General features: G+C 62.7%; 13 protein-coding genes. 10 read left to right on the top strand and 3 right to left on the bottom strand.

Annotation, left to right across the window (positions count from 1 at the left end; translation table 11 throughout):
* Nucleotides 1-489 precede the first annotated feature (489 nt).
* A complete protein-coding gene (gene rpsT / locus ATN38_RS13265) occupies nt 490-750 on the bottom strand; it encodes a 30S ribosomal protein S20 (RefSeq protein ID WP_003944567.1) in 261 nt (86 codons plus the stop codon).
* Between the two features lie 197 nt (nt 751-947).
* Here rpsT and ATN38_RS13260 point away from each other — a divergent pair, with 197 nt between their 5' ends.
* From ATN38_RS13260 to ATN38_RS13245, 4 genes are read left to right on the top strand one after another with little or no spacing between them, the layout of a single operon-like run.
* Nucleotides 948-2,573: a circularly permuted type 2 ATP-grasp protein gene (locus ATN38_RS13260; protein ID WP_003944471.1), complete on the top strand. Its 1,626-nt coding sequence runs from the start codon at nt 948-950 to the stop codon at nt 2,571-2,573.
* 56 nt (nt 2,574-2,629) lie between these two features.
* Entirely contained in the window at nt 2,630-3,601 is a 972-nt protein-coding gene (locus tag ATN38_RS13255; protein WP_003944483.1) for an alpha-E domain-containing protein, read from the top strand.
* Between the two features lie 8 nt (nt 3,602-3,609).
* Nucleotides 3,610-4,440, top strand: a complete 831-nt coding sequence (locus ATN38_RS13250; protein ID WP_007731033.1) for a transglutaminase family protein — start codon at nt 3,610-3,612, stop codon at nt 4,438-4,440.
* Nucleotides 4,441-4,499: 59 nt separating this feature from the next.
* Nucleotides 4,500-5,273, top strand: coding sequence for an aquaporin (locus ATN38_RS13245; protein WP_003944482.1), 774 nt, complete (start codon nt 4,500-4,502; stop codon nt 5,271-5,273).
* 30 nt (nt 5,274-5,303) lie between these two features.
* On the opposite strand, the gene ATN38_RS13240 is transcribed toward ATN38_RS13245, so the two are convergent.
* Complete coding sequence (locus tag ATN38_RS13240) at nt 5,304-5,837, bottom strand: type II toxin-antitoxin system PemK/MazF family toxin (protein WP_037131563.1); 534 nt, start codon at nt 5,835-5,837, stop codon at nt 5,304-5,306.
* 72 nt (nt 5,838-5,909) lie between these two features.
* Here ATN38_RS13240 and lepA point away from each other — a divergent pair, with 72 nt between their 5' ends.
* The 3 genes from lepA to ATN38_RS13225 all read left to right on the top strand — a co-directional run bounded on the left by lepA (nt 5,910) and on the right by ATN38_RS13225 (nt 9,799).
* Nucleotides 5,910-7,802, top strand: coding sequence for a translation elongation factor 4 (gene lepA, locus ATN38_RS13235; RefSeq protein ID WP_003944564.1), 1,893 nt, complete (start codon nt 5,910-5,912; stop codon nt 7,800-7,802).
* A gap of 6 nt (nt 7,803-7,808) precedes the next feature.
* On the top strand, nt 7,809-8,738 hold the full coding sequence (locus ATN38_RS13230) for a nitronate monooxygenase family protein (RefSeq protein WP_030536619.1): 930 nt from the start codon (nt 7,809-7,811) through the stop codon (nt 8,736-8,738).
* An 80-nt stretch (nt 8,739-8,818) separates the two neighbouring features.
* Nucleotides 8,819-9,799: an ABC transporter substrate-binding protein gene (locus tag ATN38_RS13225; protein WP_230587579.1), complete on the top strand. Its 981-nt coding sequence runs from the start codon at nt 8,819-8,821 to the stop codon at nt 9,797-9,799.
* A 56-nt stretch (nt 9,800-9,855) separates the two neighbouring features.
* Here ATN38_RS13225 and ATN38_RS13220 read toward each other — a convergent pair whose 3' ends face one another.
* Entirely contained in the window at nt 9,856-11,814 is a 1,959-nt protein-coding gene (locus ATN38_RS13220) for a glycoside hydrolase family 15 protein (RefSeq protein WP_003944557.1), read from the bottom strand.
* 82 nt (nt 11,815-11,896) lie between these two features.
* Here ATN38_RS13220 and ATN38_RS13215 point away from each other — a divergent pair, with 82 nt between their 5' ends.
* From ATN38_RS13215 to ATN38_RS13210, 3 genes are all read left to right on the top strand, one after another.
* Nucleotides 11,897-12,103 (top strand): hypothetical protein, encoded by a 207-nt coding sequence (locus ATN38_RS13215; RefSeq protein ID WP_218748090.1) that lies wholly within the window; start codon nt 11,897-11,899, stop codon nt 12,101-12,103.
* A gap of 123 nt (nt 12,104-12,226) precedes the next feature.
* Complete coding sequence (locus tag ATN38_RS33395) at nt 12,227-12,316, top strand: Ms4533A family Cys-rich leader peptide (RefSeq protein ID WP_309599318.1); 90 nt, start codon at nt 12,227-12,229, stop codon at nt 12,314-12,316.
* 196 nt (nt 12,317-12,512) lie between these two features.
* The gene (locus ATN38_RS13210) at nt 12,513-13,544 is read left to right on the top strand and encodes a sulfate ABC transporter substrate-binding protein (RefSeq protein ID WP_003944569.1); all 1,032 of its coding nucleotides are present in this window, start codon (nt 12,513-12,515) and stop codon (nt 13,542-13,544) included.
* The last annotated feature ends 6 nt before the right edge of the window (nt 13,545-13,550 follow it).

The raw sequence follows: 13,550 nt of genomic DNA, 5'->3' as shown, positions 1-13,550 counted from the left end.
CCACCGGATTCACCACACTGCCGCAGACAATGGTTTCTTGGCCGATGCTGTCCACCGGCACCTTCACGGTGGTGAGTAGCGCTCGTCCAACGGCGAGAAACGCCAGAATCGCAACGAGTGAACACATCACGCCGAAGAAGATCCGGAATTCGCTACGTTGCCTGCGCTTACACCATCCGTAGCTTGCGGCACCTCCGACGACTGCAACCGTCAATGATTCCCACCAACGAGGGATTCCCAGGGCGGCCACTACGCCGAAAGCGACGACCGTCCAGAAGACAGTCGTGAACAACCAGCTGCGAGGGCGCTTCCCGTGCCCGTTGATCGCCATCATCAGATGGTTGCAGCCCGCTCCACATATTCGCTGCAAGACATGGATGGCGGGTCTTCGTACTGACCCGATTGAATACGCAAAATAGCCGCCTGGTCTTTCGACCTGGCGGCTATCGAGACGAACCAGTGTGACGGCGAACCGTCACAGTGGAAACGTCAGAGCTTGTTGGCAGCCTGCGAGAGTGCAGACTTCTTGTTGGCAGCCTGGTTGGCGTGAATGACGCCCTTGCTGGCTGCCTTGTCGAGCTTGCGGCTGGTGGAGACGAGGAGCTCGTTGGCCTTGTCCTTGTCACCGGCTGCCGCAGCCTCGCGGAATGAACGGATCGCGGTACGCAGCGAGGACTTCACCGACTGGTTACGGAGTCGGGCCGCCTCGTTGGTACGGATTCGCTTCACCTGGGACTTGATGTTGGCCACGCGTAAAATCCTTGTCGTCTTTAGCTGGTTACGGTCGAGAAAGCTGTGGGCGCACTGATGCACCGACTGGCAAGATTACCAGCCGAGGGCCCAAGAACCCAAACCGTCGCACGTTGCGTCTGTCGAGAAGGGTACACCGAGCGCCCGATTTCTCGCCGCGCTGCCGAATAGCCCCACTTGTAGCAGCATGTTGCCCTATGACGCCGCCGCCTTCGAAAAGTTCGAGTAAAACAGGTTCGACCACCACCCGAGCGCGTCCTGCCGCAGTGTTCGACGGATATTCAGACATCGGTCGCTACGAGTTGGCTTTCGACGAGATGTTCGAGCCCGACGGCTCGGTGCGTGGTCCGTACAAGGGTGTGTACAAAGCCCTGGCGCCGACGAGCAGCGCCGACCTTGCCGCGCGTGCCGACGCACTCGGACGCGCATTCATCGACCAGGGCGTGACGTTCTCGCTGTCCGGGCAGGAGCGACCGTTTCCGTTGGATCTGGTGCCGCGCGTCATCGCCGCGCAGGAGTGGTCGCGGCTGGAAAAGGGCATCAAGCAGCGAGTGAAGGCGCTCGAGTTGTTCCTCGCGGACATTTACGGCGAGCAGCGAATCCTGCGCGATCACGTGTTGCCGCGCCGCTTGGTGACCTCGTGCGAGCACTTCCACCGTGAAGCAGCCGGCATCGTGCCGCCCAACGGTGTGCGAATTCACGTCGCGGGTATCGACCTGGTCCGAGACGAGGCGGGAGAGTTCCGAGTCCTCGAGGACAATCTGCGATCTCCGTCCGGTGTCTCCTATGTGATGGAAAACCGTCGCACCATGACTCGGGTGTTCCCGGATCTGTTCATGTCCCACAAGGTGCGGGCGGTCGGTGATTACGCAACACACCTGCTGAGGGCGCTGCGTGCGGGTGCTGCACTCAACGAAGCGGACCCGACAGTGGTTGTTCTCACACCGGGTATCGCCAATTCCGCCTATTTCGAGCATTCGTTGCTCGCTCGTCAGATGGGTGTGGAACTCGTCGAAGGTCGCGACCTGTTCTGCCGCGACAACATGGTGTACATGCGCACTACGGAAGGCGAGCGCCAGGTCGATGTCATCTATCGCCGCATCGACGACGAGTATCTCGACCCGATGCACTTCCGTCCGGATTCGATTCTCGGCGTCGCAGGCCTACTGAATGCGGCGCGGGCGGGCAACGTGGTGATCTCGAGCGCCGTCGGCAACGGAGTCGGTGACGACAAACTCGTCTATACCTACGTTCCGCAGATCATCGACTACTACCTCGGTGAGAAGCCGCTCTTGCAGAACGTCGACACGTTCCGCTGTTGGTTGGACGAGGAGTGCGAGCAAGTCCTCGACCGCGTCGCCGAACTGGTCATCAAGCCGGTGGAAGGGTCCGGCGGCTACGGAATCGTCTTCGGACCCGACGCGAGCCCCAAGGAACTGGCCGCGATCACCCGCAAGATCAAGGCAGACCCGCGCGGGTGGATTGCGCAGCCACTCGTGCAGTTGTCCACGGTGCCGACCAAGATCGACGATGTTCTCTCGCCGCGCCACGTGGACTTGCGGCCCTTTGCCGTCAACGACGGTGAGGACGTGTGGGTGTTGCCCGGCGGCCTGACCCGGGTGGCACTTCCGGAAGGTTCGCTGGTGGTCAACTCCAGCCAGGGCGGCGGAAGCAAGGACACGTGGGTGCTTGCGAGTCGCACCTCTGACGAAGACCCAGAGTTGTCAGGCGAGGAACTGGTGTCCGAGCCCCCGGAATCCGCGGAGCCGGTGCAGGGTCCCGAACTGAGCACCTCGCAGCAACAACAGCAGCAGCAACAGTGAACACCTCGGAAGTGCCCAGCTACCAAGAACTATCAGTGAACGGAGCGTGGTGACCGATGCTTGCTCGCAACGCAGAGTCCCTCTACTGGATCGGCCGCTACGTCGAGCGCGCCGACGACACCGCTCGGATCCTCGACGTCGCCGTCCATCAATTGCTCGACGACGCAACCGTCGACCCGGACCGCACGTCGCGTCTGCTCCTGCGTGTCCTCGGCATCGAAGCGCCGGAGGGCAAGCTCGACGTACGCTCGCTCACCGATCTGGTTGCGTTCAGCCGCAATCAGGTTGGTTCGATCGTGGACTCGCTGGCAAGTGCCCGTGAGAATGCTCGCGGGGCGCGTGAGGTCACGTCGAGCGAGATGTGGGAGTGCCTGAACACCACGTACAACGGACTGGCCGAGCGTGAACGTGCCTCACGCAGGCTGGGGCCACACGAGTTCTTCCGCTATGTGGAGGAACGCGCAGCGATGTTCGCGGGGCTGGCGGATTCCACGCTCAGCCGCGACGACGGTTACCGGTTCCTTCTGCTGGGCAGGTCGATCGAACGTGTCGACATGATCGTGCGGATGCTTCTGGCGCGCGCCGGTGACCGCCCGTCGTCGCCGGCGTGGGTCAGTGTTCTTCGCTCGGCGGGCGCACATGACACGTATCTGCGTACGTATCGCGGAGCGCTCGACGCCAATCGGGTGGTCGAATTCATCTTGTTGGACAGACTCTTTCCGCGCTCGGTGTTCCACTCGATCAGGCAGGCCGAGAAGTGTCTGCAGGAACTCGACCCGCAGCCGGGCAGCCGCGTCGGAATCCGGGCGGAGGCGCCGCGGCTTCTCGGCCGCGCACGCAGCGAACTGGAGTTTCTGCCGCAGGGCGTGTTGCTCGAAGATCTGCAGGGACGGTTGCTCGGTTGGCAGGAGACCTGTCGCGAACTGGGTGAGGCGATTGCATTGCAGTACTTCCACGCTGCGCCGTGGGTCGCGTGGACGGATGCCGGCGCCGCGTATGCGGAGTCGACGGTGGAGGGAGAGCTGTGAGCTGGCGGATGAGGGTCGTGCACACCACGGGATATGCGTACGACGCCCCGGTGACGTCGTCGTACAACGAAGCGCGATTGACACCTCGCGGCGACACCAGGCAGACGGTGATACTCACGCGCGTCGAAACCCAGCCGGCAACGCGTTCCTACCGATACACCGATTACTGGGGCACCGCGGTGACCGCCTTCGACTTGCACGCCCCGCATACGGAACTCGAAGTGACCGGACTGTCGGTGGTGGAGACCGAACCGTTCGTTCAGCCCGAGGAAACCGTCGACTGGGATGAATTGTCGGGAAACGCGATTAAAGATCGATTCAACGAACAACTGAGTTTCACGAGATATGTTCCGCGTGATCGTAAGCTGGCGACAATTGCCAAGGAATTGCGCAAAGATAAATCACCTGAAGATGCAGTAGTGGCTGCGTCGCAATGGGTTTACGGTGAAATGTCATATGTTCCGGGTACGACCGGAGTGCATACGTCGGCGGTGGAGGCCTGGTCGGCCAGGAAAGGTGTCTGCCAGGACTATGCGCATCTGACCTTGGTGTTGCTTCGAACGATGGGAATACCGTGTCGATACGTTTCCGGCTATCTCCACCCGAAACGTGATGCGGCAGTCGGGGACACGGTGGTCGGGGAATCGCACGCGTGGATCGAAGCGTGGACCGGCGCGTGGTGGGGATACGACCCGACCAATGCGATAGCTGTGAATGAACAGCATGTCTCGGTCGGAATAGGAAGGGACTATTCGGATGTGCCGCCTTTGAAGGGAATCTTTTCCGGTGGACGCTCCACAGATCTCGAAGTTGTTGTGGAGATCACCAGGCTTGCGTAAAGTCCGGCAAATCTAGGCGCGTGAGCATTACTACCGTTCGATGAGAAGAAGGTGGGAATATGTCTCCAACTGCACAGGAATTGACTGAGATCGAACCGATCTCGGATGTGAAGAAGTATGCGGCCGAAGCGGTGGGAACATTTGTGCTCGTGTTCTCCGCAGTCGGAACTGCCGTCTTTGCAGGTGCGAAAGTCGGCAATCTCGGAGTTGCCTTCGCATTCGGCCTGACCCTGCTGTTCCTCGTATATGCGATCGGACCGATTTCCGGTTGCCACGTGAACCCAGCAGTGACTCTCGGCCAATTCGTGATCGGGCGAATCTCAGCCGTCAATGCGGCGATTTACGTTGTCGCGCAAGTGATCGGCGGCTTGGTCGCAGGCGTCGTGATCTACACGGTGGCCAACAGTCTCCCGGCGTACAACCGTGCTGCTGACGGTTTGGGTGCAAACGGTTGGGGCGCACACAGTCCGTCTGCCGAGAAGAATCTTCTCGGAAATGTGGTTTCCGACGGCTACGGCATCGGTGCCGCCATGATCATCGAGATCCTGCTGACAGCACTGCTGGTATTCGTCGTTCTCGCGTCGACCGACCAGATCTCCGACGTGCCGCTCGCCGGGGTGTCCATCGGCTTCACCCTGGCCGTCATTCACCTGATCTCGATCCCGATCGACAACACCTCCGTCAACCCCGCTCGAAGCCTCGCTGTCGCGCCGTTCCAGGACGGTGCACTCGGTCAGGTGTGGTTGTTCATCGTGTTCCCGCTCATCGGCGGTGCGCTCGGTGCACTCATCTATCGAGCACTCTTCGGACGGTTCAACCGTATGGACAGCTGATCGACACTGTTTCCATCGTCCGGGTCGGCTTCAGCTCCAGCTGAAGTCGGCCCGAAGTTTTGCCGCGACCGCGTCGAACTTCTTGTGATCCATGACGGCGCCCTCGCGCCGGATCCCGCTCTCGGGAACGTCGAGCACCCGGTCGAGCCGGACCCAGCTGGGCCTTCCCTCTCCGTCCCATGGACCCGAACCGATTGCGAGCCAATCGCGCTCACCCTGGCGTTTACTCTGCGAAGACAACATCAGGCCGAGCAGCGTGTCGCCGTCGCGGCCGACAACCAGCACCGGGCGGTCTTTGCCCTGGGTCGGATCCTCCTCGTAGGCAACCCAGGTCCAGACGATTTCGCCCGGATCGGCCTTGCCGTCGAGGTCGGGGGAGTACTCGACCTTGCGGGCGCGATGTGCGGTCGGAGACGTTCGCGCGGCGATCGGGCGGCCGGACGGACCCGGCTTCGAGGCAGACGACTGGGACGTGGACGACTGCAACTGGCGCAGCAACGCGGGCCCCTTCTCCACCGCGAGGGCGCCGAGGGTTCTGCCGATCTGCTTCCACATGCTTGCCATAGCGTTCGAGCATAATCACCCGCCCGTGGGAACCCCTGGTACGGCGGCGCCGAGACTTGGATATCCTGAGGGTTGACAGTGGCCCGGATCCGGGCCGGTGCCGGTCCGACTAAGGGGTCTCCCATCAGCAGCTTCGCCGACAAGACGTTCACGGATCCTGCGCAGATCCGGAACTTCTGCATCATCGCGCACATCGACCACGGTAAGTCGACGCTGGCAGATCGCATGCTTCAGCTCACCGGTGTGGTCGAAGAGCGGGCGATGCGTGCGCAGTACCTGGACCGCATGGACATCGAGCGTGAACGCGGCATCACCATCAAGGCTCAGAACGTTCGTCTGCCCTGGACCGTCGACGGCGAAGAGTTCGTCCTCCACCTCATCGATACTCCCGGCCACGTCGACTTCACGTACGAGGTCTCCCGTGCGCTCGAAGCATGCGAGGGCGCAATTCTGCTGGTCGACGCTGCTCAGGGCATCGAAGCTCAGACGCTGGCGAACCTCTACCTGGCGATGGAGAAGGATCTCAAGATCATTCCCGTCCTCAACAAGATCGATCTCCCGGCCGCGGATCCCGACCGCTATGCCGAAGAGATCGCGCACATCACGGGCTGCGAGCCCGGTGATGTCCTGCGCGTCTCCGGTAAGACCGGCATGGGCGTCAAGGAACTGCTCGACGAGGTGATCAAGCAGGTACCTGCGCCTGTCGGCGATGCTGACGGTCCCGCCCGCGCGATGATCTTCGACTCCGTCTACGACGCCTACCGCGGCGTGGTCACCTACGTGCGTGTGGTCGACGGTCGGATCCGTCCCCGCGAGAAGATCACGATGATGTCCACGGGCACCACACACGAACTGCTCGAGGTCGGCATCATCTCGCCCGAGCCGAAGGCCAGTATCGGTCTGGGCGTCGGCGAGGTGGGCTACCTCATCACGGGTGTGAAGGATGTCCGTCAGTCGCGCGTCGGTGACACCGTCACCACCACCCGCAACGGCGCGACCGAACCGCTGGTCGGCTACCGCGATCCCAAGCCGATGGTCTACTCGGGCCTCTACCCGATGGACGGCTCGGACTACCCCGTGCTGCGCGATGCCCTCGACAAGCTCCGTCTCAACGACGCGGCCCTGGCGTATGAACCCGAGACGTCGGTTGCCCTCGGATTCGGCTTCCGCTGCGGCTTCCTCGGCCTGCTCCACATGGAGATCACCCGCGACCGCCTCGAGCGTGAGTTCGGCCTCGAACTGATTTCCACCGCGCCCAACGTCGTCTACCGCGTCGTGATGGAGGACGGGGCCGAGGTCATCGTCACCAACCCGTCGTACTGGCCGGAAGGCAAGGTTCGCGAGGTCTACGAGCCCGTCGCCAAATGCACCGTCATCGCCCCGAGTGAGTACGTCGGCGCCATCATGGAGCTGTGCCAGTCCCGTCGCGGTGAGCTCGGCGGCATGGACTACCTCTCCGAGACTCGCGTCGAACTGCGCTACGAACTGCCCATGGGCGAGATCATGTTCGACTTCTTCGACGCCCTCAAGTCCCGCACCAAGGGTTATGCCAGCCTCGATTACGAGGAGGCCGGTGAGCAGCAGGCCGATCTGGTGAAGGTCGACATCCTGCTGCAGGGCGAGGCCGTCGACGCGTTCTCCTCGATCGTGCACCGTTCCAACGCCGGCGCTTACGGCGGACGCATGACGTCGAAGCTTCGTGAGCTGATTCCTCGCCAGCAGTTCGAGGTTCCGATCCAGGCCGCGATCGGCGCGAAGATCATCTCGCGCGAGAACATTCGCGCAATCCGCAAGGACGTTCTCGCCAAGTGCTACGGCGGCGACATCAGCCGTAAGCGCAAGCTGCTCGAGAAGCAGAAGGAAGGCAAGAAGCGCATGAAGACCATCGGTCGCGTCGAGGTGCCGCAGGAAGCATTCGTGGCGGCCTTGACGTCGGAATCGGTCGGCGAGAAGCCCAAGAAGTAGGAGCGCATGGTCACCACCTGGTTGTCCCGAGAGTTCGGAATCGAAATCCCGGTTCTCGGGGCGCCCATGGGTGGTCGCGCGGGCGGCGCGCTCGCCGGAGCTGTATCGGCGGCCGGCGGGTTGGGGCTGCTCGGCGCGGCTCGGTACAACACACCGGAGTGGATCGAGGCCGAAGCCGAAGTGGCCCGCTCGATCGGCGGAAAGTTCGGCGTCGGCCTGATGACGTGGTCGCTGCCCGAGAACGAGTTGATGCTCGACGCCGCGATTGCCGTCGAGCCGACCATGATCACCTTGTCGTTCGGTGATCCCGCCTCGTATGTCGGACGAATCCACGATGCGGGCATTCCCGTTGTGTCACAGATCAATACGCTCGAAGACCTTCGCATTGTCGAGGCCGCGGGTGTCGACGGCGTGATCGCGCAAGGCGGTGAGGCAGGCGGTCACACGGGCCGAATCGGAACCTTGCCGCTGCTGCAGGAGATCCTCGAAACGACATCACTTCCAGTACTGGCGGCCGGCGGAATCGGGACCGGCCGCGGTTTGGCCGCAGTCCTGGCAGCCGGCGGGGAAGGCGTGATGATCGGAACGGCGCTGCTCGCCAGCCCGGAGACGGTCGGGCCGGACTATGCCCGCGACCGCGTCGTCGAAGCCGGAAGTGCCGACACGATTTACACCTCGGTGTTCGACCGAGCGCGCAGTCAACCGTGGCCGCAGCGGTGGGGTGGCCGCGCGGTGGCCAACGAGTTCACTGCCGCCTGGCACGGAGTCGACGCCGATGAGGAAATGCTGGCAAAGGCGTACGACCCGTCGGATCCCCACAGCGGAGTCGTCTACGCCGGAGAAGCTGTCGGACTCGTACACGGAACCCATCCGGCCGGCGACGTGGTTCGACGCATCGGCGCCGATGCGGAGCGTCTGCTCTCTCGTTTCGCCTGAAAGCAAGGTCGGACACAGCCGGGTCCCATATGAGAAGGTAAGCCTCTGCTAACTAGTGGAGGAGTATTTTCGTGCGTGCGATGAAGTTTTCGGCGGTGGCTCTCTTGGGAGCGCTGGTCGTAGGTATCAGCGGATGTTCGTCCTCGGACGCCGACGAGATCGCGGACGGTCGGGTCACCACGATCGACCACAAGTTCGGCGCCACCACGATCACCGGGACGCCGACGCGCATCGTCGCGGCCGACACCCAGTGGCTCGACGCTCTGCTCGAACTCGGAATCCAGCCGGTGGGGTACCTGGCTGCCGGCCCGATGGGCGACGAGCGTGGTCTGTTCCCGTGGGAGAGTGGCGTGGACGCGTCGGCGAAGGAACTCGATCGCTCGGCGATCCAGCAGTTCGGTGTCCCGCTCAAAGCTGAAGAAATTGCAGCCTTGGATCCCGATCTGATTCTCGGCGGGTTCTCCGTCGCCGATCAGGACGATTTCGACCAGTTGAGCAAGATCGCTCCGACCATTGCCGGTCTGTCCGACGTCCAGGTCGATCCGTGGCAGGACCAGGTGGAGATTCTCGGCCGGGTTCTCGACAAGGAGTCGCGAGCCGACGAGATCGTCGAGGCGACAAACGGGCAGATCGATGCGCTCGCACAGCGGTTGCCGGGGCTGAAGGGTAAGACCGCTCTTTTGTCGCAGTACGTCTTCCCGACGTCGCAGTTGGTGATCGTCGCTGATCCCAAGGACGGTGCTTCGGGACTGTTCACGCGTCTGGGAATGTCGTTGCCGCCCAAGCTGGTCGACGAGGCCGGTGTGACCGGTGGCCGGCTGATACTCAGCCCGGAACGGGTCGACGCTCTCAGCGCCGACGTCGTGGTGCTGCTGCCCAACGGCGGGTCGCTCGACGACATGATGAAGCTGCCGGGGTTTGCCGACCTGCCTGCAGTCAAGGGTGGCGGATTGGCCATCGTCGACTATCCGACTGTCGCCGGGTTGAACACTCCGTCGTCGCTGTCGCTGAAGTACTCGCTCGAATCGATCACGCCGCAGCTCGAAGCGGTGGCCGGCTAGACCTGCTGTGCGCCTTTATTAACCGCGGGCGGTTAATAAAGGCGCACAGCAGGGGTCTAGGTCGCGTTGTGCGCGGGCTGGAAAGCTCCGGCTTCGGCAGCTTCCTCGGCGCGGATCACGTGGACCACGGCGTTGATCAGCGCCAGGTGTGTGAACGCCTGCGGGAAGTTACCCAGATGGCGACCGGTGTGCGCGTCGATCTCCTCCGCGTACAGCTTGAGCGGGCTCGCGAACCCGAGCAGACGCTCGCAGAGATGCTTTGCCCGATCCAGTTCGCCGATCTCGACGAGGGCGGAGACGAGCCAGAAGGAGCAGATGGTGAACGTGCCCTCTTCTCCGCTCAATCCGTCGTCGGTGGTGTCGACGCGATAGCGCAGGACCAGCCCCTCTTCGGTGAGCTCGTCGGCGATCGCCAGCACCGTCGCCCGGATGCGCGGATCGTCGGCCGGCAGGAAGCGCAGCAGCGGTGCCAACAAGAGCGACGCGTCGAGTGAATCGTGGCCGTACCGCTGTGTCAGAACTCCGCGCGAGTCGACACCGTGCGCGAGGATGTCGGCCTTGATCTCGTCCGCGATGGCCGTCCATTGCTGTGCAAAGCTCTTCTCGCCCTGCATCTCTGCCAGCTTGGCGCCGCGATCGAGAGCGACCCAGCACATGATCTTCGACGACGTGAAGTGCTGTGGTTCACCGCGCACCTCCCAGATCCCACGGTCGGGTTGGCGCCAGTGCTTGATCGCTTCTTCGACCTGCTTCTTGAGCAGCGGCCACAGCGCTTCGGGGACACGCTCGCGGGTACGGATGTGGAGGTACACCGAGTCGAGCATGGTGCCCCAGATGTCGTGCTGCTGTTGATCGAACGCCCCGTTGCCGATACGCACCGGACGGGCGCCGTCGTAGCCGGACAGATGGTTGAGTTCGGATTCCTCGAGCGTGCGCTCGCCGCCGATGCCGTACATCACCTGCAAGGGATGCGGCTGACCGTTGTCTGAACTCGACACGTCGTAGATGAAGTTGAAGAAGTCGTTGGCCTCACGGTCCAACCCGAGCGTGTAGAGGCCCCACAGCGCGAAGGTGGAATCGCGAACCCACGCGTAGCGATAGTCCCAGTTGCGTTCTCCGCCTGGTGTTTCCGGTAGCGAGGTCGTCGAAGCCGCGAGTAGGGCTCCGGTCGGTGCGTAGGTGAGCCCCTTGAGTGTGAGCGCACTGCGCTGTAGGTATCCGCGCCACGGGTGATCGGGGAACTTGCCGATCGTCACCCACTCACGCCAGGACTTGGACGTCTGCCACATCTTGTCGGCGGCCTCGTCGAACGTCTGCGGCGCGGGAAGATCCGACCACGAGAGCGCGACGTACACGTTGTCGCCTTCGACCAGTCGCGTCCGCGCTCGTGCTTCACGACCTTCCAGACCCAGTCGTAGGTCGGTGGTCAAGCGCAGAGTGGGATGGTCTCCGGGCTTGGCGGAGCGACACGTTGCCGTTGCTTCCTCGTAGACCTTTCCGGTGTACTCCCAATTCGCCGTGCCACGGTGATAGTCGAACGCGGGCTCACAGCTCATCTCGAGTTCGACGGTGCCGCTGACGCATTTGACCGTACGGAGAAGGGTGTGTTCGGCATCCCAGTCGGTCGGTGTGCGCTTGTGCGTGTTCGATCGCTTGTCGACGTTGTGCCAGGGACCGAGAACCAGGGCGTCGCGGACGACGAGCCAGCCGGTCTCGGTCTGCCAGGTGGTCTCGAGAATGAGTCCACCCGGCAGATAGCGCCGAGCGGCCGGCACGTTCTGGCCGTAGGGGCCGATACGGAAATGGCCTGCGCTGCGGTCGAGGATGGCACCGAACACGCTGGGGGAGTCCGGGCGGGGAACGCACATCCACTCGACAGATCCGTTACGGGCAATCAGGCACGAGGTTTCGCAATCGGAAAGAAACGCATAGTCGTCGATCGGGGGAAAGTTGCTTCGATGGTGACCCGTGGAGGCGGGAGGAATCGTCTGCACCACTTCGTCGTCAGCACTCATTCGGCCATCATCCGGCCAGAATCGGCACACGTCCAATCCACACGCTGTCGGGACCGTATCGTCCGAAGGATAGGGTGTTGGCGTGGATCGGATTGCGGATTGGTGGGACAGCTTCGAGCTGTGGATGGCGGGGCTCCCGTTCATCCCGCAGGTCGCGTTGGTCCTGATCGCCGTCGTTCCGCTGTGCCGCCTGGTGGCCATCGGTCTGGATCGCGTGTTGGCCGCCGTTCTCGCTCTGCCGCTCTTCGGCTGGTTGCGTAGGAATTCTCGAGAAGTAGAGGAAAGCTGATGCCCCGCTCACGGGTCACTCTCGCCCTGATAGCCCTGATTCTCCTCGTGATCGTCGCGTGGCTTTTCACCCGTTAGTTCTCCCGATTAGAGCGGGCGCCGGTGCTCTGCTAAAGTCCACCGCGTGTCCGAAGCAACAGCTCCCGTAATCCGCCACCAGTTGGCGTTGATTGCTGTCGGCATGCTCGACGTCGCTGACGTCGCCTGTTGTTGATTTCCTGAGTTCGACCTCTCCGGTGGTGCTGCGCACCCCACTCGAACTTCTCTGCGCGTAACTCGCGCCCCCGATTCAGGGCTCATCGCCCGTCGGCTCTCCATGTCTGAACATCCCGATGGAATCAGCCCCAGAGGTCTCGGACTTGTCGTTTGACCAACCCTCGTTTGTCAGTCCTTTCAGGAAGGTATCTGCAATGAAACGCCGTTCCCGCACACTTCTCACTGCTATCGCGACCATGGGGGCCGTGGTACTCACAGCGTGCAGTGGTGGCTCGAGCGACACCGTGGGTGGTGACAGCGCCGCCAGCGACGGTAGCGCCGGCACGATCAACCTGTTCGCCTACGCCGTGCCGAAGCCTGGCTTCGACAAGCTCACCGCAGCCTTCCAGGCGACCGACGAGGGCAAGAACGTCAACTTCAATCCTTCCTACGGCGCCTCGGGCGACCAGTCGCGCAAGGTGAAGGACGGTGCCGAGGCAGACTTCGTCAACTTCTCCGTCGAGCCCGACATCACCCGTCTGGTCGATGCCGGTCTGGTAGATCAGAACTGGAACCAGGACGCCTACAACGGAATTCCGTTCGGATCGGTAGTCACCATCGTGACGCGTCCGGGCAACCCGAAGGGCATCAAAGACTGGGACGACCTGCTTCAGCCCGGCCTCGAGGTCGTCACGCCGAACCCGTTCAGCTCCGGCTCGGCCAAGTGGAACCTCTTGGCGCCGTACGCCGCGAAGAGCGACGGTGGCAAGAACCCGCAGGCGGGTCTCGACTACGTCACCGCCTTGGTCAACGACCACGTCAAGATCCAGCCCAAGTCGGGACGCGAGGCTTCGGAAGCCTTCCTGCAGGGTAGCGGTGACGTTCTGATCAGTTACGAGAACGAGGCACTGTTCATCGAAGGCAACGGCGACCCGGTCGAGCACGTCACCCCGCCCACGACCTTCAAGATCGAGAACCCCGTTGCCGTGATCTCGAACAGCAAGGTCCTCGACAAGGCGACCGCGTTCAAGGACTACCTGTACACGACCGAGGGTCAGACGCTCTGGGCCGAAGCAGGATTCCGTCCCGTGGATCCCGCCGTCGCTGCCAAGTTCACCGACAAGTTCCCCGAGCCGACCAAGCTGTGGACCATTGCAGACCTCGGCGGCTGGAAGGCCGTGGACAGTGCTCTGTTCACCAAGGACACCGGTTCGATCGCAGTGATCTACGACAACGCGACCAAGTAAGACTGA

The organism is Rhodococcus sp. FH8 (genome assembly GCF_019266085.1).
GTDB classification, from domain to species: Bacteria; Actinomycetota; Actinomycetes; order Mycobacteriales; family Mycobacteriaceae; genus Rhodococcus_F; species Rhodococcus_F qingshengii.
This window is presented reverse-complemented; position numbering and strand designations above follow the sequence as displayed.